The sequence below is a fragment of the Aliiroseovarius crassostreae genome, from assembly GCF_025137635.1.
Classification (GTDB): domain Bacteria; phylum Pseudomonadota; class Alphaproteobacteria; order Rhodobacterales; family Rhodobacteraceae; genus Aliiroseovarius; species Aliiroseovarius crassostreae.
This window is the reverse complement of sequence record NZ_CP080772.1, coordinates 896,692-914,859: the sequence shown is the minus strand read 5'-3', so window position 1 is coordinate 914,859 and position 18,168 is coordinate 896,692. Positions and strand designations below refer to the sequence as shown.

The window sequence follows — 18,168 nt, the reverse complement described above, 5'->3', positions numbered from 1 at the left end:
CGTCATTCCCCACCGCTATGATGAAATCCCTGCGCCCGCAAGGGGGGAATTTCCCCCGATTTGCCCCGCCAGCGCAACCCTAAGGCCGGATCACATCCTGGCCAGAAGCGCCAGGGAGGGTTGCCCGGTGACCGGCAGGCCCCGTGCCTGTTCAAAGCCGCGGATCGCCGCAAGTGTCTTGGGACCAATCACGCCATCAGGCTCGCCCACATCGAAGCCTGCCCGGGCCAGCCCTTTTTGCAGGGCAATCCGGTCCTTCAACCGCATACCATGGATGTCCGGCCCAAACTGGTGGCGCAGCCCCGGCCGCCCGGCAAGCAGATCTGACAGCACCCCCACACCGATGATGTATTTCTGTGCATTGTTGTAACTGCCCAGCACACGGTAATTCGGCCCCTTGTCAAAGCGCGGCCCCGCCTCCCCCGCTGGCATCACGGCACCGGAGGCGCTTTCCCGCCCCCAACCCGCAGCTTTGCGCCAGCCATTGCGCGAAAGATAGGCCGCCGCAGAGGCCAGAGCGTCGGTGGGGTCCGCCCCCCAGATATCACGCTGCCCATCCCCGTCGAAATCAACCGCAAAGGACAGGTAGCTTGTCGGCATGAACTGCGTATGCCCCATCGCTCCGGCCCAGCTGCCGGTCATTTGGCGCGGGGCAATATCCCCGTTGTCGAGAATACGAAGGGCGGCCTGAAACTGCCGCTCAAACAGCCGACCGCGCCGTCCGTCAAAGGCCAGCGTGCCGAGGGCGGACAGGGTTGGCACGTCCCCTTTGCGGGTGCCATAGCGGCTTTCCAGCCCCCAAACAGCCACAACCACCTCTTTCTCGACGCCATATTGCCGTTCGATCCGCCCCAACAGCCCGGCATGTTCGCGCAGCTTGGCGCGCCCAGTGGTGACGCGGTTTTCCGAGGTGGCAATGGCCATGTAATCCTCGAACGATCGGGTGAACTCGGTCTGGTTGCGGTCAATCTCCACCACGTCGGGCAGGAAACCGATTGTGGGGCGGGCCCGGGCAAGGGTGCGGGATGAAATCCCCTTGGCACGGGCGCGGCCAAAAGCGCCCTCCACCCATGCTTCAAACCCCGCATGGTGTTGCGGCTGAAAGCGTTTCGCCTGAGAGGAAGCGCGCGGGCGGGTGCGGCTTTCGGCATTGCTTTGGCACCCTGTCAGAAGCGCGGTTGTCATTGCCCCTGCCACACCCGTTGTAAACTGCCGCCTGTCCATCATACACACCTATCAAATTACCTGTTCGTTAGAGCGTTTCCACATTCGACCAGGTTCAAATTCCCTGCCTCTCGCTGCGCTCGAACGGGATTTTGAACACGCCCGTTTCAACGTCTTGTGGAAACGTTTCATGAGACCAGTCTAACGGCGCGCCCCGATCAGACAAGCGATCATGTGACGGGCATGAAAAGAGGCGGCGAGTTGCCCCGCCGCCCCGTCTGTTCTCTCTCCTGCATGCGCGTCACGTCCCGCCGCAATCAGCTCCCACGCCGATGGTCAGGATGCAGGCTGGCGCCCAGAATGTGATCTGCGTTGTGGATGACCTGGCTGGCATGGCCAACAATCAGCGGATCGGGGTGGTTGACGAGGTCGTAATCCTTATCCGGGTAATCCACGGTCGACAGGAAGTGGCGCATACATTCCAGGCGCGCGCGTTTCTTGTCGTTCGACTTGATGATGGTCCAAGGCGCATCCGCGGTGTCGGTGTAGAAGAACATCGCCTCTTTCGCCTCGGTGTAATCGTCCCATTTCGAGAGCGACGCCACATCCACCGGCGACAGTTTCCAGCGCTTGAGCGGATCATCCTTGCGGCTGTCAAAGCGACGCTTCTGTTCCTCACGGGTGACCGAGAACCAGTATTTGTAAAGGCGAATGCCCGAGCGGGTCAGCATCCGTTCGTATTCCGGGGTCTGGCGCATGAATTCCAGATATTCGTTCGGCGTGCAAAAGCCCATCACCCGCTCCACACCTGCGCGGTTGTACCAGGAACGGTCGTAGAAAACCATTTCACCGGCGGTTGGCAGTTGCGAGATATAGCGCTGATAGAACCACTGGCCGCGTTCCTCATCAGTCGGTTTGTTCAGCGCCACCACACGGGCCTCACGCGGGTTCAGGTGCTCCATGAACCGTTTGATCGTGCCGCCCTTGCCCGCTGCATCACGACCTTCAAACAGCAGAACAAATTTCTGGCCGGTCTCACCAACCCATTTCTGCACCTTCAGAAGCTCGGCCTGAAGCTTGCTTTTCTGGGCCTCATATTCCTTGCGCCCCATTTTCACGTCATAGGGATATTTTCCGTTTTCAAAAGTCTGACGGATCTGGTCGGCGGTCACATTGGGAAAGCCGGATTTGGAACGGGTTTCCACCGCCGTTGCCTTGGGTTCGGCCGGTTTTGCACTCGCGGCGGAGGCCGCTGGCTTAGCCGTTGTTTTTGCTTGAGTTTTTGCGGTTGCGGTTCCATTTGCACTGGTAGTTTGCGCCATGCAGAGCCCTCCTGACTGTCCCTTTTTGAAATATGTCTGCAGTGTAACAGAACCCCTGGATCTGCGCCTTGATCCGGGTCAAACAATTGCTTTGAATTTGAATAAATTTACACGTGTAGGCTGTGCTTTCTGTCCCCTTTCAACATCATCTGTTAACCTTTGGCTGCTCTAACCGAACCATGCGCCGGACAACAGAAGGCCCAGACAACAGAAGGCACGGACAATCGCAGGCCCGGATAATCGCAGGAGAGACGGCATGATCCCATTTGACCTGCCAAGTTTTGACCAGTTCGCAGCCAGCCTGCTCACGCTGGCCCTGATCCGCGAGCTGCTTTTTCTGCTGCACCGCCCCCCATCACACGATCCCCGGAACCACTGAAAACACCCCGACCAAGGGCCAGGGTGTTTCAATCTCTCTATGCCATCCGCACGTGTCAGATCGGTTTATCAACCCGGATCGTCGCCCAGACCTTGCCCCGCACCGCCTGCGGCCATTTCAGCTGCACCTGCTTGTTCCCGGTGCCCTGCGCCGTTTTCACCCGCGGCATGTCATAGATCTTGACGTTGGAACTGGTCTGGGTGCCATCCTCAAACACCAGCGACTGGCACAGGCGGGCCTTGCCATCAAAAGGCAGGTATCCGCCACTGTCGAGCGTCCAGGTCGCGGCTTCGGTATTCTGGTTGAACTCCAGCATCACCGGCGAACAGGTGCGCTGGTTCACCCCGAAGAAGGAATTATCCTTGAAGGTGAGGTTGCGATAGGACCAGCCGTTCAGTGACCCATGGGTGGTGACCACGCCCTCGACCCGGTCAATTGTGCCCTTGTAGGTGCGGAAACTGTTGCCCACCACATGCATGCCCGACACGTAATGCCCGGTGCCAAACGGCTTGATCAGGATGAATTTGAACCAGGGCGCGGCATCAATGGTCACGAAAATATTGTTGGTGATGGTCATGCCACCAAAGGAATATTCCGCGCCGAAATTCGGATCCGCATCATGTTCATTGTTCAATTCGATCGAGCAGTTGTCGATATAGTTGCCGGTGATCACCGTGTTGTTGTTTTCATTGGTCAGCACAAGACCCGCCGTGCGCGCGCCCTGAACAACCTCATCCCCCTGGAAGATGTGGTTGCCCTGAATAATGTGGTTGCCACCACTCAGAACCCCGGTGGTGCCCATACGCGCAAAGCGGTTATCGCGGATCTTGGCATCATTTGCGTTCACATTGAAGGCAATCGACTGACGCGCGGTTGCGGCCACGGATTGTTCGTCGGACACGAACTGGCAGCGTTCGATATGCAGATCCTGACAGGCTTTGCCAATCGAGGTGATGCCGCGGTTTCTCGGCTTGATGAAGAAACAGTCCTGAAAGATCGCATTTTCGCCCTCACGGGCCAGACGCACGGCCGAGGCGTGGCCGTTGCACTGGAATTCCACCTCGGAAATGGTGAAGCGCCGCATCTGGTAAAACCCGGAGAAATCGAGAACATATTTGAAGTTCTTAAAGGTGAAACTCTGGGTAACCGCACCGCCATAAATCGGCTCGGACAGGGTGGCCGAATTGGCCCCGACATTCACATCCTTCACATAGACCTCGCGGCCCACGCCGTTGCCGGTCACCAGCGCGCCACGCTTGACCGCTCCGATATTGCCAATGCCGGTCAGGGTTAGCGGGTTATTTGGATTATAGGTGGCGGTTGTGGTGGTGCTGTCCACATCCCAGGCGGCGCTGTCATTCACATAGAACTGCCCGTTTTTGAGCACGCGGCGGATGAGCAACGAGTCGGATTTTTCATAAGCCGCCTGCATGTCGATCGGCGCGCTCACGTCGATCCGGCGGCCACACATATCCAGAACCTCGTGGTCGGTATAGTTCAGCAGCGCCTGGAACGCCTTTTTGAAGCCCAGCATCTCGTCGCCAAACGCGTCGATATAGGTGGGCAGGTCAAAGCTGCGGGTGAGCGAGAGATAGACATCATCTGCCATGCTCAGCGTGCCTTCGAACCGGACATCCGCATGCAACGTCATGCTGTTTGCAATCCGAAACGTGCCTTCGGGGACCAGAAGCGTGCGCCCGTTGGCCGCGGCATCCGCGGCAAGGAACGCGTTGCGATCATCCGTCACGCCATCCCCCGCAGCGCCAAAATCGCGCACATCAACCCAATCCATCATGTCGCGCAGATAGGCGCCGGTGACATCCTCGATCACGATGTCATCCACCCGCACCACCGCTCCGTTTGATCCGGTGAATTCCAGCCCGAGATGCCCATAGGCCACATCCGCGCCCCAGATCATATCAACCCCGTTGCGCGCGCCCGATCCGATGATCGCGGCCACTTCGACCACCTCACCATAAGCGGTGAGCGGCACCGAGGGGCCGACCTCGACATAGCCATTGGCGTGGCTGTTATTGGATTTGAACGGCTTTGCCACCGCGCGCACCGATGGCAGCGGCCCACTGATTGCCTTGACCTTGGCGGAGATGCGCAGATAGCAGCCCTGTTCATATTGGGTCTGCCCGGTATAGGTCAGCTTGAGGGAGTTGACATTCTTGAACAGCTCAACGCAGCCATCAAAATCCTGATCAGCAGGCACAAGCGCAGCGTTGGAGGCGGTGTCATATGTGGACGAGCCCGGCGCCCCATCCCCGCTGGACCAGACATCCAGACCATCTGCGAAAGGGGGCGGCATAAAGACCACCCCGTCGGTAAGAGCCTTGTTCATCGAATTCCCTTTCAGGTCAAAAATACTGCCTCACCCGAGGGGCCGGTGGTTCCGGACACGGGTGGTCGGACACATGATCCGAAACGCTGAAAGGGGTAACAAAGTGGGTTTAACGCGGGTTAACGGGGGCGAACGTTGCGTCTGTGGCGGCTGGACAGGGGCGCTGCCCCTCGCGCTGCGCGCTCACCCCGAGGTATTTATGGCAAGAAAAAAGGCAGGGGCGCAGAGCCGCCTGCCTTTCGTTTTCTTAAAGCGTTTCGAGATTAACTTGAGACACAAGTTGATTTCGAAACGCCCGCAACATCAGTAGGTTTCGGGCGTTTCGCCTCATTATTGTGTCTCAATAATAAGGCGAAACGCTTTAGGGGCGGATTGGTTTACCCAACCAGCTCTCCGGCCAGTGCGCGGTCAATCAGCGCAGCGGTGTCCTCGACACCGTAAAGCGCGGCAAAGCCGCCAAAACGCGGACCTTGGGAGGCACCGAGCAGCACCTCGTAAAGGGCCTGGAACCATTCGCGCAGATTTTCAAACCCATGCACCTTGCCCACGGCAAAGACGATGGATTGCAGGAACTCATCGGAGGTGAAATCCACCTGCGGAAGCGGGTCATCATTGCCGACGATCTCATTCTTCTTGGCAATCAGTTCCAAGGCCTTGTCACCATCACGGAACGCCGCGGCCAGATCGGCCATGGCGGCACGTTCGAGATCGGTGGGCAGGCGGAACACTTTTTCCGGCTCGACAAAGTCTTCGTAATATTTCACCGCATACCCTGCCGCCGCATCCAGATCCGGATGGGTTTCCGGCGAGGCCTCGGGCGCGTAGCGCTGGATGAAGCCCCAAAGCTGCGCCTTGTCATGGGCCGACGCCACCGACGCCAGGTTAAGCAGCATCGAGAACGGCACCACCATATTCGACACCGGCACGTCGCCACCGTGAATATGCCAGACCGGATTGTTCAACTGCGCCTTAAGGTCCTGTTTGTGATAGGCATTCAGCTGCTGGTGATACTCATCCATCGCCTTGGGAATCACGTCAAAATGCATCCGCTTGGCCGTTTTCGGCTTGAGATACATGAAATAGGCCAAGCTTTCGGTTGAGGCATAGGTCAGCCATTCGTCGATTGAAATCCCGTTGCCCGAGGTCTTGGAGATCTTCTGGCCATTGGCATCCAGAAACAGCTCATAGGTGAAATGCTCAGGTGCGCGCCAGCCCAGAATGCGGCAGATCTTGTCATAGATCGGCGTGTTGGTGCTGTGGTCCTTGCCATACATTTCGAAATCCACATTCAGCGCCGCCCAGCGGGCGCCGAAATCCGGCTTCCATTGCAGCTTCACGCGCCCCCCCGTGACCGGCAGGGTCCATTCGCGGCCCTCTTCGTCATCAAAGGTGATGGTGTGGGTCTCGGCGCAGACCTTTTTCATCGGCACATAAAGCACACGGCCCGTCTCCGGGTGGATCGGCAGGAAAATCGAATAGGTCTGACGACGCTCTTCCCGGAGGGATTTCAGCATCACCTCCATCACCTCGTCATATTTCTCAACCGCGCGTTTCAGCACCTCGTCGAACTGGCCGCTCTGGTAAAATTCCTTGGCCGAGTAGAACTCGTATTTGAACCCGAACGTATCCAGGAAGCGGCGCAGCATCGCGTTGTTGTGATGGCCAAAGCTTTCATGCGTGCCAAAGGGATCCGGCACCGAGGTGAGCGGCTTTTGCAGATGCTCCTGCAGGCTGTCGGCATTTGGCACATTGCCCGGCACCTTGCGCATCCCGTCCAGATCGTCCGAAAAACAGATCAGCTTGGTGGGGATGTCCGAAATCACCTCAAACGCGGTTTGGATCATCGTGGTGCGCGCCACTTCGCCAAAGGTGCCGATATGCGGCAGACCCGACGGGCCATAGCCGGTTTCAAACAGCACAAACCCCTTCTCAGGCGCGCCCTTCTGATAGCGTTTGAGCACCCGGCGCGCTTCTTCAAAGGGCCAGGCTTTCGAAGCCATCGCGGCCTCACGCATTTCAGGGCTGATCTGATCAGTCATCTGCTGTTTCCTTTATCTCTCCGGGCGGTTTGCCCTTAGGCTCCACTCCCTATTGATAAGGGGGCGCGGGGTCAATATTCTGCATTGCAACAAAAGGAGCATTCCAAGTGCAAGACATTCCGCATTCCCTGACCGCCCAGGACAGCCTGGTTGCCGTGATGATGGCCGTATCTGCGTCAGATGAAGAAATCACGTCCGCTGAACTTCTGACCATCGAACGCGTGGTCAATCACCTGCCCGTTTTCGCCAGCTATGACCCGGACCGGATGAAAACCGTGTCGCAGACCGTGTTTGACCTGTTCGCAGTCGAGGATGGGCTGGACGCGCTGTTTGGCCTGGTGCGTGACAACCTGCCCGAGCACCTGTGGGAAACCGCCTATGCGCTGGCCTGCGATGTGGCTGCGGCGGACGGTGTGCTGCATGGGCCGGAACTGCGCATTCTGGAAGAGATCCGTTATGAGCTCGATATCGACCGGCTGCATGCCGCCGCGATTGAGCGCGGCGCACGGGCACGGCATATGGTGCTGTAAGGCGGCACGTTTCAGTTAAGGCAAAGCAAAGGGGCCGCGCGGCCCCTTTTTCATGTCGCGTTTCATGTCGAGCACCCCGCCCGCGGCCCCCACGCGCAGGGGCTCACAACTCCGTGACGTCTCGTCACCTTGAAGGGGCGACCTGCCTGCCCCATATCCGGCGTCAACACAACGCGACACCACTTTCAAAAGTTTAAAGTTTCGGCTTTTCACCCTTTGAAAGTTTAAACTTTGGGGAAAACCATGTTGCAAAAGTTTAAAATTACCAATCGCTGGCCAGCCACGCGTCCGGACGTGATCCAGCTCTATTCGCTGCCCACACCAAACGGGGTGAAGGTCAGTGCGATGCTTGAGGAAACCGGGCTGGACTATGAGCCGCATCTGGTAAATTTCGGAACCGATGATCAGTTCACCCCCGAGTTCCTGTCCCTCAATCCCAACAACAAGATCCCGGCGATCATTGATCCCAACGGGCCAAATGGTGCGCCGCTTGGCCTGTGGGAAAGCGGGGCCATTTTGATTTACCTTGCTGAAAAATCGGGGAAATTCTTGTCGACGGATCCTGCCCAGCGCGCAGAAACGCTCCAATGGCTGATGTGGCAAATGGGCGGTCTTGGTCCGATGCTCGGGCAGTTTGGCTTTTTTCACGCCTATGCGGGCAAAGAGATTGACGACAAACGGCCGCGGGATCGCTATCTGAATGAAGGCAAGCGGTTGCTCGGAGTGCTCGATCAGCGCCTTGACGGGCAGCGCCATATCATGGGCGATGACTACACCATCGCAGACATTGCCACATGGCCCTGGATCCGGGCGATCATGACTGGCTATGATGCGGCAGATGAAATGGAATTATCCAATTTTTCCAATGTGATGGAGTGGTTTGATCGCTGCTGGTCCCGCCCGGCATCACAGGCGGCGGTGACTATTCCTGCACGCCCATAATCCCGTCAGGTTCCGTAAAGAGCCGCCCAACGGTTGATCAACTGATGCTGGAGCCAGCGGGCGCGCGCGCTCCAGCTTTTCGCCCCTGCAGGCCGCTCGCGGTCGGCGCGTTTCACCGCACGCCTTTTGCCCATGTCGGCTGAAAAAATCGCAAAGGCAAGCGTCGTGCCATCCGCTGTGGTGACATAGCCTGACAGGGCCGAAACAAAGTTCAGCGTGCCGGTTTTGGCACGGATGGCATGCCCGGCTCCCGCCAGTTTCTTACCATCCTTCCCACGCGGGGTGATCTCTTTCATCAACCCGTGCAGCGCCCGGTCCGGCCCCAGCTTCACAAGCATCGACACCATGTCCCTTGCGGGCAGGCGCGAGGCATCCGACAGGCCACTATGATCTGCGAAACGCACTGATTTTGCACCTAAATTCTCTCTTGCCCAATCGCTCATCATCTTGCCGGATTCGGCGAGGGTGCGGGGCTTTCCACCGCGTTGTTTCGAGGCTGAAAGCCCGACAACCTCCGCCGTGAGATTGGTGGAATATTTCAACATCTTGCGCGACACAGTCGCCAGATCTGCACTGCGATGTTCAGCCAGAACCGTTCCCCCCGGCAAGGAGCGCACCTCACCCGGCTTTGGCAGGGCAATCCCATGCGCGCGCGCCAGAACCTGAAACACATCCGCCGCATAAAGGCCCGGCCTGCGCACGGGCAACCAACGAGAGCCCCCTTTGCCCAGCGCGCCACGCGCCACGGTCCAGTTGTCGATCCCGGCAGACGCTTTGTAGGTGTAGACCGGCAGATCCCGGTTCACCACCTGCATCCGCGCCGTGCTGACCGCGGGGCGCACCCGATCCGACCGCGCATCCATCGCCACCGAATAACTTTCCCCGGTGCGTTTCCACTCGAAATGCACCCGGTTGTAATTCAGGTTCAACCCAGACACAGACGGGTTATAGCCCAGGTGATCCGGCTGGTCCGGGTCGATCGAGCGCTGATACGGCAAGGCGTTTTCATAAAAGAGAAACTTCCCGTCCACACGGGTTATTCCCTTTTTCTTCAGCGCCTTGACCAGACCTTCCAGCGCATTTGTGTCAAGGGAAGGGTCCGCCCCCCCCACCAGCACAAGGTCTCCCTTCAACCTGCTGCCGGACACAGGACCCGTCGCCAGAACGCGGGTGGAAAACCGATGCCCCTGCCCCAGATGTGCCAGCCCGTAAGCCGTGGTCACCGCTTTCGCCACCGAGGCTGGCGGCAGACCCAGATCGGCATTGCGCGCCTCAAGCACCAGCCCACTGCGGGCATCGGCCACGACAAACCCCACTTTCCCCGAGAGTTTCGCCTGCTCCAGAAGGGCTTCAAGACTGGGAATTGCAGCTTTGGCCGCCCCGCCCGGACGCAGCTTTGGCACAGGGCTTGCAGCCGGAGCCTCGGCAATTGCGGTCGAAGAAAGGGCGGCTGTGACAATCCCGCCGCCAAGCCCGGCCAGAAGACCACGCCGTGTGATTGGTGTTTTCATAAGGGCTTCGTACTATGCAGTTTCTTTGACGAGTAAACCCCGTCACGAAGATCATTTCAACCGTTGAGCACACCGGGGGCTTGAACGGGCTACCATGGACAAAACGCGCCGCTACCAATGCCCTTTTGCGCGGATCTGCGACGAAGAAATATCACGCATCGGCGCGTTGATCAGCGTCCAGGCCGGGGCTTTGCTGTTTGCCAATCGCTGCGCGTCGCGCCCGCGCAGCCGCGCATTCCGGTAGATGAGCGCGGCGACCGACATGCGCGCCTGCACCCGGTCGCCGGGCCGGGCAATCACGCCCACCGGCACATGGTCCATGATCCAGCGCCAATTGTCCCAGCGATGAAATTCGGCCAGATTGTCCGCCCCCATCAACCAGACAAAGCGCACCTGCGGATACAGCCGTTGCAAGGCGGCAAGCGTTTCTGCGGTATAACGTGTGCCCGTGCGCCGTTCGAGATCGGTCACCTCAACACGCGGATGCACCATCACCTCACGCGCATGTCTCAACCGGTCATCCATAGGCGCGGGGCCATGTTTTTTCAGGGGGTTACCGGGGGAGACCAGCCACCACACCCGGTCCAACCCAAACCGTTTCAGCGCCTCTCGGGTGATGTGCACATGGCCGTCATGGGCGGGATCAAAAGATCCCCCTAACAGCCCGATCACCTGACCGGGCGCAGCATATGGAAGTGCGTGGCGCATAGGGGTAGGACTTAGCGGAATGTGTTTTGAATTTGGAGTGGAAAATTCTTCATTGGCTCAATCACATTTCATGAAATTGTGCAAAACCTCTGACCAGGCCTGGGCGGGATCGAAATCCTTGGCCAAACCGCTTTCATTGCCGCCAGTAAACGCTTCGATCCCGTGTTGAACCATATATGACGCAGAATGTGTGGGCACGGGCATGGAGTGAAGCGATGCGCAGAATTTTGCACCCGTCGCCCCCTGCCCCGTATAGGCGGTGAGTACCGGGGCCATATGTTCCTCCCATCCTTCGGGATCTTGCTGAACCACGCCCATCATCAACACAGGGATCGCCTGATGCGCTGTCTTGTCCAAAACCCGATGCGTGTCAAAAACCCCACGCGCATACATCAGCAACGTCAGTTCAGCTGCCGCCACATAATTCTTCTTTTGGAAGCAATCCCAAACACCCGGCTGCAAATCCGCAGGGGAAAGATCAGGGCCCGCCTGCGCAAGCGGGATACAGCCGACAGGCGATGTTGCCTTTAGATTCCCCGGCGTTTCCAAATTTGTAACTTGCGCCAAAGCGGCCTGTCCAAAAACCAAAGCACACAAAACAACGGGGATGATGTTTTTCATAGGGCGCCCTCAATACTCAAACTCAATTGCCCTTTCCTCGCACATTCGCTAGACCAGCGCAAACCGCGACTTTCTACGGAGCATCCCTATGGCCGCTTATCAATATGTCTACCACATGGACGGCGTTTCCAAGACCTATCCGGGTGGCAAGAAATGCTTTGAAAACATTCGCCTGAGCTTTCTGCCCGGTGTGAAGATCGGTGTGGTCGGTGTCAACGGCACCGGTAAATCGACCCTGATGCGCATCATGGCCGGGATCGACAAGGATTTCACCGGCGAGGCTTGGGCCGCCGAAGGGGCCAAGGTCGGCTATCTGCCGCAGGAACCGGAGCTGGACCCGTCACTTGATGTGCGCGGCAACGTGATGCTGGGCGTGAAGGCCAAGAAGGACATTCTGGATCGCTACAACGAGCTGGCGATGAACTATTCGGACGAAACCGCCGAAGAGATGGCCCAACTGCAAGATGAGATCGACGCGCAGAACCTGTGGGATCTGGACGCGCAGATCGACGTTTCGATGGAGGCCCTGCGCTGCCCGCCGGATGATGCGGATGTCTCCACGCTTTCGGGCGGTGAGAAACGCCGCGTGGCCCTGTGCAAGCTGCTCTTGCAAGCGCCCGACATGCTGCTGCTTGATGAGCCGACCAACCACTTGGACGCCGAAACCATCGCCTGGCTGCAACAGCACCTGATCGACTACAAAGGCACCATCCTGATCGTCACCCACGACCGGTATTTCCTGGATGACATCACCGGCTGGATCCTCGAACTCGACCGTGGCCGCGGCATTCCGTATGAGGGCAATTACTCGGCCTGGCTGGAGCAAAAAGCCAAGCGGCTGGAGCAGGAAGCGCGGGAAGACAAGGCCAAGCAAAAGACGCTGGAGCGCGAACTTGAGTGGATGCGTCAGGGCCAGAAAGCCCGTCAGGCCAAGTCGAAAGCCCGGATTGCCGCCTATAACGAGATGGCTGGCCAGTCCGAGCGCGACAAGGTGGGCCGCGCCCAGATCGTCATCCCGAACGGCCCGCGCCTGGGTGGCAAGGTGATCGAAGTCACCGGGTTGAAGAAACACATGGGCGACAAGCAGCTGATTGAAAACCTTGACTTTTCCCTGCCGCCCGGCGGGATTGTCGGCGTGATCGGTCCGAACGGCGCGGGTAAATCAACGCTCTTCAAAATGCTGACCGGTCAGGAACAACCTGACGAGGGCACGGTTGAACTGGGCGACACGGTGAAACTCAGCTATGTCGATCAGTCGCGCGATGACCTGAACGACAATGACACGGTCTGGGAAGCGATTTCCGGGGGCGCTGAGATCATTGAACTGGGCGACGCACAGGTGAACTCGCGCGCCTATTGTTCATCCTTCAACTTCAAGGGCGGCGATCAGCAGAAGAAACTCAACCTGCTGTCGGGAGGCGAGCGCAACCGGGTCCATATGGCGCGCCTGCTCAAGGAGGGCGGCAATGTGCTGCTGCTTGACGAACCGACCAACGACCTCGACGTGGAAACGCTACGTGCGCTCGAAGACGCGCTGGTGGATTTCGCCGGCTGCGCCGTGGTCATCTCGCACGACCGCTTCTTCCTCGACCGGATCTGCACCCATATCCTCGCCTTCGAAGGCGACGCCCATGTGGAGTGGTTCGAAGGCAACTTCGAGGATTACGAAGAGGACAAGAAACGGCGTCTGGGCCCGGATGCACTGGAACCCAAGCGGTTGAAGCACAAGAAATTTACGAGATAAATCCCCACTCCACCTAAGCTTGAATGGCATCTTCTACAATGCTAAGTTGCATGCACAATCTCGAATGGTATGTGCATGCAATTTCAGTCTATTCCACTAAAAAGCCTATCCGTAAACAAAGCAAATGATCGACACGGCCCCGAGCCAAGCGAAGATGCTGCTATAGCATGGCTATTCACCAATAAAGGCAAGCATATGTTAGCGCTTGCTACAGATATTGCGAAACAAGGTCGGATTCTAAATGCCCCGCTTGTAAAACCCAACGGGCGAGATTTCGTTGTTCACGACGGAAATCGACGTGTCACATGCCTTAAACTGATTAATGATCCAGAAAGAACGCCCCAAGCGTTTAGAGCTGCGTTTCGAAAACTCTCTGAGCAATTCTCAGTATCCGAAAATTACCAAGTAGATTGCCAAGTTGAAACTGACCAAAGCTTGATAGACGTTACTTTGAGCAGAAGGCACAACGGCACTGACGGTGGGCGTGGCCAGTTAGATTGGGACACACGAGCGAAGGCAAATCACGCAAATCGAGTTGGGGGCACAAACCAGTATCCTATTGCAGAGGCAATCGAAGGTTTTCTTAAAGCGGAGGGCTTCACCGACGCCGAGAAAGTTGGTCGTTCAACGCTCTACAGGCTGGTGAATGCAAAAAAGAGGCAGTCACTGATTGGTGTGTCTTTAACTCAGGATAGCAAACTAAAACTAGAACGCCCAAAAGACGAAGTGCTGACCGTTCTCACAAAAATCGCTAATGACATCATATCCAAAGATGTCACGCTTAAGCGAATTCTAGATTCTGAAGGAGTGGACAGCTATTTCGAAGAACTTAGGCAGTCAGGGTTACTCTTCACTCCACATAAACACAACTCTAACACCTCTTCCAACAGCAACGGCAAAGCACCCCAAAAAAAATCTCCGCCAAGACGTGACACCCTGATACCAAACAGCATCGCAAGCCAAGTTCAATGGAAACCTAGGCAAGGCAAAATTCAAAGGCTTTGGGAAGAGCTTCAGTTCAAACTCACACTCTCCCGACATGAGCTTACCATCGCAATCGCATTCCGCGTTCTAATTGAGCTAACTACCAACCAATACCTTAATCTCAAAGGCATTAGTCTTAGTGGAAAGCTGGCGAAAGATGTTCGCAGTGCTACCGATGATTTGAAAGCAGCAGGAAAAATCACAGACAAAGAGCTGAGAGATCTTCACCGCGTATCGAATGACACCAGTTCTCCACGAGAGTTAGAAGCTCTCAACCGAGTAATCCATAGTAGTAGCTTCTCAATGAGCCGAGAGGACCTCATCGGGCTCTGGGATAGCTTCGAACACTATCTGATTGAGTGTATCAGGGCAGATTAACCCGGCACCGCCACCTTGTTCCCGTCCTCGTCCAGATGCACAAAGACAAACACGCCTTCGGTGACGCGGGTTTGCGACCGGCCACGGTCGCGTTCGGACCAGGCTTCGAGATGGATGGCGAGTGAGGTGGTGCCGATGCGACCGACGCGGCCGTAGATGCACAAGACGTCGCCCACTTTGACCGGAGAGATGAACTTCATCGCGTCGATGGCCACGGTGGCCACGCGGCCCCCTGCCCGTTCCGCCGCCAACACGCCGCCCGCGATATCCATCTGAGAGAGCACCCATCCGCCGAAAATGTCGCCCGCGATATTGGTGTCCTTCGGCATCGCAAGTGTGCGCAGGATGATGTTGCCGTCTGGTGTATCGCTCATAGGTCCGCTCCTCTTTGCCCCCGTCTGTGCCCCAAGGGTAAGCGAAACGGCGCGGCCCGCAAGCAGGCCGCAGCGTCACATGTTTGTTGGCGCGCAATTTGCCCGAAAACCGGCGCGCACTGTTCCCATTGCGCCTGGGCAAAATCCGGTCAGTGGACCTCAGCCACCTCACGCAGTTCGGTCAGAAGATCCAGCAGGGTTTCCATCTTTTCTTCGCCAAACCGCCCTTCGAGGTTTTCGTAAAGCACGGCGGATTTGGCAGACATCTCTGCGTATTTCTGTTCGCCAGCGGGGGCAATCTTGACCCGGCGACGGCGGCCATCGCTGTCATCCACCCGCTCGATATAGCCCCGTTCCGTGAGATTCTTCAGGATCCGGCTCAGGCTGGGCGGCATCAGCACACAGCGTTCCGCCAGTTCGGTGGCGCAGCAGGGTTTGCCCTCAGCCAGCACGCGGATCACGCGCCACTGCTGCACCGTCAGCCCGATCTGGTCAAGCTCGTGGCGGAAAGGTTTCAGCGTGGCCTCGCGGGCGTGCAAAAGTGCAATGGGCAGGGCGCGATCAAGACTTTTCATCAATTGGTCCTCTCTCGGAGGGCCCATGGGATGGGGGGCCATCCCGTTCGGCTCATCCGGGTTTCGATCCCCTGGACGGGAAGGCTGAAACTGACGGGCGCATCGCCCGGCTGCGGGGTCAGCGCGGTTTTCACCGCTGCGTAAGAGCAATCGACGACACCTTCGCGCATAGCATCGTCCCGGCCCGGTCCCTGTCTCAGTCTTCTGTTCAGGACGTGACAAAGTTCTGCGTCTTCGGTGATGGGCCGCCCATTGGCGCCGATACCCGTGCACCGAACACCACCCGACAGGTGCTTTCCGGGAACAGGCAGGGCGTCACACAGTCGTTTTGCCAAGGCACCGTGATTGGCAACCTTGCCCAGCTCAGGGCTGTTTTCAAACGTCAAATGCGACATGCACCCTCCTAAACAACACAGGTTTGTGCGGCTGCGCCTCGCTCCCCCGTATTGCCCAATACAGAACACCCCACCGAGGTGAGGCCGTTTGAATTTACGCGTTAAGAATTCTTCCGCCTTGCCTTAGATCAAGTCCGGCGCAGGTGCTTTGCAAAAAAATGGCTGAAAAACCGGAGGTCGATCACGTTTTTTTCGGGGGGAGCACGGGGCGGGTATTACAGGATCCAACTGAAACCATGATGGATCAGGGGGGATGGCGGTGTGGCCTCGCGTGCCTCACCGCCTCCGAAAACATCTACGACCGCGTAAGATCAGCCCGCGTCCCGCACACAGGTCCAGACCGTCCGGGTCGAAACATCCTCTTGCTTCACAAACCCCGCCCCGGTCAGGATTTTCTTGCATTCCTGCATCCCCTCCACACCATAGACCTTGGGGTGGAACTCCACCACAACAGCGCGGAAGCGAGACAGGTCCGCGCCACGCAGCAGGTCAAGCTCGCCCCCTTCGATATCCATCACCAGCACATTTGCGCCAATCTCGGACGCGGTGGTGTCAAAATCACGGGTGGGCACGTCGACGCGGCGGCGCTTTTCGTTGTCTTCCCCCACCAAGGACGATCCAAGATAGCTGTTGTGAAGGTAAAACGGGATCGTGTCGGGGCGGTCATCTCCGGTCAGGAGCACCTGGTTGTGAACGGAAATCCGATCTTCGATCCCATTCAGAACATACAGGTCGTTGATCGTGTCGATCAGTTCGGGGTTCGCTTCATAGGCATGCACCGCAGCCGGGGCGCAATTCGTTGCAATGACCCCGCCAACCACACCAAGACCAATCCCGATTTCCAGCACGGTATCGCCCTGCTGCACCACGGCAAGAGAGCCTTTGATCTCTTCCCCTTCATAGCGCCCCTTGTTGATCCGCTCGATCCGCTTTTCGTGCAGAAACCGCGACATGGGCACTTTGGTTCCAAAACACTCCGCGGCCACATCTTTCGAATTGCCGACCTCAACCGACGTCTCTGACATACTTGCACCCCTTTACGGTTCACTGATTTGGTCGCAACCCTAATGCGTTTCGGGATCGACTTGAAACACAAGTTTGTTCCGAAATGCCCACAACATCAAAATCTCTTACCGCATTTCGACTTTTTCCGACCTCAGCGTGACGTCGCAACGCTCAAGAGGGCTTGGCCTGCGGACGGGCGCAGACATCGCACTTTGACCGTCCCATTCATGCGTGATCCGTTGACCACGCAGGGCCTGGAAGTTGGGAACAAACTACCCCACGGTTTGACATCCGCCCGAAAGCCACCCAAACACGTTGCAGGTAACTTCGGAGACGTCATGCGCATCGCCATCCTGAGCCCCCATTCTGATGAAAGCGATTTCGCGTTTGACCTTGCTGGTGACGGTGAGAAATGGTTGAAGCTTCTCGCCAAAAAGCGCCCGGATTGGGTCTTTTCCTCTTTTGCCGTCAACCAGGGGCAGTTCCCAAAGGATATGGACAGGTTTGATGCCTGGATCATTGGCGGCCGCGACCAATCGGTCTTGGATGACGCGGCTTGGCTTCGGCAATTGCTTGATTACATTCGCCTTCTTGCAAGCCAGCGACGCCCGGTTCTGGGCGTGGGATTTGGCCACCAGGCCATCGCAACCGCTCTGGGTGGTGCGGTGTCTCCAAATCCAAATGGATGGGTGCTCGGGTCAACCGAAACTGTAATCACCACCCCCCCACCCTGGATGCCAGCGGCACGTATCTGGCTTTATGCCTCGCATCATGACCAGGTGACGCAGCTTCCGGAAGGGGCGACAACCACCATGTCCCATCAAGACTGCCCCATCGCCGGCTATGTCATCGGCGACCACATCTTCACCACCCAGCTTCACCCCGAAATGAGCGACAAGGTCTTTGCTGCCTGGATCACGGAGCTCGACGCAACCAGCCCCTCGGAGGTGAGCAATCGAGCGAAAGCCTCCTTGCTTCGTGGCGATGATAACTGGGTGTTCAGCAACTGGATCATCAGGTTTTTTGAACGGGATTTCGACCCCAACCAGAGGTGACTGGCAAAAGGGGCTGGCCTGACCACCTGTTTGCTCTCCATTTTGCAGAAGGGTCATCCCTTCCCTCCCGTCTTCATGCATTAAGAACCGCAATC

Annotated in this window: 17 protein-coding genes; 6 read left to right on the top strand and 11 right to left on the bottom strand. The window is 57.6% G+C overall.

Translation table 11 applies throughout. The features are described 5' to 3' along the window. Positions 1-90 precede the first annotated feature (90 nt). Both K3J57_RS04375 and ppk2 read right to left on the bottom strand, forming a co-directional pair. The gene (locus tag K3J57_RS04375; RefSeq protein ID WP_259797248.1) at positions 91-1,185 is read right to left on the bottom strand and encodes a lytic murein transglycosylase; all 1,095 of its coding nucleotides are present in this window, start codon (positions 1,183-1,185) and stop codon (positions 91-93) included. Between the two features lie 296 nt (positions 1,186-1,481). Beyond that, entirely contained in the window at positions 1,482-2,486 is a 1,005-nt protein-coding gene (ppk2, locus tag K3J57_RS04370) for a polyphosphate kinase 2 (protein ID WP_259786468.1), read from the bottom strand. A 256-nt stretch (positions 2,487-2,742) separates the two neighbouring features. Between ppk2 and K3J57_RS04365 the strand changes: the two genes are divergently transcribed. After that, entirely contained in the window at positions 2,743-2,865 is a 123-nt protein-coding gene (locus K3J57_RS04365; RefSeq protein WP_259786467.1) for a hypothetical protein, read from the top strand. Between the two features lie 55 nt (positions 2,866-2,920). Here K3J57_RS04365 and K3J57_RS04360 read toward each other — a convergent pair whose 3' ends face one another. Continuing rightward, a complete protein-coding gene (locus K3J57_RS04360) occupies positions 2,921-5,212 on the bottom strand; it encodes a right-handed parallel beta-helix repeat-containing protein (RefSeq protein ID WP_259797247.1) in 2,292 nt (763 codons plus the stop codon). 377 nt (positions 5,213-5,589) lie between these two features. Then, positions 5,590-7,251, bottom strand: coding sequence for a lysine--tRNA ligase (locus K3J57_RS04355; protein ID WP_259797246.1), 1,662 nt, complete (start codon positions 7,249-7,251; stop codon positions 5,590-5,592). A 158-nt stretch (positions 7,252-7,409) separates the two neighbouring features. On the opposite strand from K3J57_RS04355, the gene K3J57_RS04350 reads away from it, so the two are divergent. Both K3J57_RS04350 and K3J57_RS04345 read left to right on the top strand, forming a co-directional pair. Further along, a complete protein-coding gene (locus K3J57_RS04350; RefSeq protein ID WP_259797731.1) occupies positions 7,410-7,781 on the top strand; it encodes a tellurite resistance TerB family protein in 372 nt (123 codons plus the stop codon). Positions 7,782-8,024: 243 nt separating this feature from the next. Further along, entirely contained in the window at positions 8,025-8,723 is a 699-nt protein-coding gene (locus K3J57_RS04345; RefSeq protein ID WP_259786465.1) for a glutathione S-transferase N-terminal domain-containing protein, read from the top strand. Positions 8,724-8,728: 5 nt separating this feature from the next. On the opposite strand, the gene dacB is transcribed toward K3J57_RS04345, so the two are convergent. From dacB to K3J57_RS04330, 3 genes are all read right to left on the bottom strand, one after another. Continuing rightward, a complete protein-coding gene (gene dacB / locus K3J57_RS04340; protein WP_259797245.1) occupies positions 8,729-10,234 on the bottom strand; it encodes a D-alanyl-D-alanine carboxypeptidase/D-alanyl-D-alanine endopeptidase in 1,506 nt (501 codons plus the stop codon). A gap of 111 nt (positions 10,235-10,345) precedes the next feature. Further along, positions 10,346-10,942: a nicotinate-nucleotide adenylyltransferase gene (locus tag K3J57_RS04335; RefSeq protein WP_259797244.1), complete on the bottom strand. Its 597-nt coding sequence runs from the start codon at positions 10,940-10,942 to the stop codon at positions 10,346-10,348. A gap of 57 nt (positions 10,943-10,999) precedes the next feature. Further along, a complete protein-coding gene (locus K3J57_RS04330) occupies positions 11,000-11,362 on the bottom strand; it encodes a hypothetical protein (RefSeq protein WP_259797243.1) in 363 nt (120 codons plus the stop codon). 289 nt (positions 11,363-11,651) lie between these two features. On the opposite strand from K3J57_RS04330, the gene ettA reads away from it, so the two are divergent. Together ettA and K3J57_RS04320 are read left to right on the top strand one after the other, a co-directional pair. Further along, the gene (gene ettA, locus K3J57_RS04325) at positions 11,652-13,307 is read left to right on the top strand and encodes an energy-dependent translational throttle protein EttA (RefSeq protein ID WP_259776956.1); all 1,656 of its coding nucleotides are present in this window, start codon (positions 11,652-11,654) and stop codon (positions 13,305-13,307) included. A 75-nt stretch (positions 13,308-13,382) separates the two neighbouring features. Next, the gene (locus K3J57_RS04320) at positions 13,383-14,669 is read left to right on the top strand and encodes a hypothetical protein (RefSeq protein WP_259797241.1); all 1,287 of its coding nucleotides are present in this window, start codon (positions 13,383-13,385) and stop codon (positions 14,667-14,669) included. Here the strand turns inward: K3J57_RS04320 and K3J57_RS04315 are convergent. The 4 genes from K3J57_RS04315 to K3J57_RS04300 all read right to left on the bottom strand — a co-directional run bounded on the left by K3J57_RS04315 (position 14,666) and on the right by K3J57_RS04300 (position 17,038). Further along, the gene (locus tag K3J57_RS04315; protein WP_259797240.1) at positions 14,666-15,043 is read right to left on the bottom strand and encodes an acyl-CoA thioesterase; all 378 of its coding nucleotides are present in this window, start codon (positions 15,041-15,043) and stop codon (positions 14,666-14,668) included. The two genes, K3J57_RS04320 and K3J57_RS04315, sit on opposite strands and share 4 nt — an antisense overlap. A gap of 149 nt (positions 15,044-15,192) precedes the next feature. Continuing rightward, entirely contained in the window at positions 15,193-15,618 is a 426-nt protein-coding gene (hpaR, locus tag K3J57_RS04310; RefSeq protein ID WP_055189313.1) for a homoprotocatechuate degradation operon regulator HpaR, read from the bottom strand. After that, positions 15,618-16,013, bottom strand: a complete 396-nt coding sequence (locus tag K3J57_RS04305; RefSeq protein ID WP_259797239.1) for a 5-carboxymethyl-2-hydroxymuconate Delta-isomerase — start codon at positions 16,011-16,013, stop codon at positions 15,618-15,620. Before K3J57_RS04305 ends, hpaR begins: the two co-directional genes overlap by 1 nt. 311 nt (positions 16,014-16,324) lie before the next feature. Beyond that, positions 16,325-17,038: an FkbM family methyltransferase gene (locus K3J57_RS04300; RefSeq protein WP_259797237.1), complete on the bottom strand. Its 714-nt coding sequence runs from the start codon at positions 17,036-17,038 to the stop codon at positions 16,325-16,327. 42 nt (positions 17,039-17,080) lie between these two features. Between K3J57_RS04300 and K3J57_RS04295 the strand changes: the two genes are divergently transcribed. Beyond that, positions 17,081-18,073, top strand: a complete 993-nt coding sequence (locus K3J57_RS04295; RefSeq protein WP_259797235.1) for a type 1 glutamine amidotransferase — start codon at positions 17,081-17,083, stop codon at positions 18,071-18,073. Positions 18,074-18,168 lie beyond the last annotated feature (95 nt).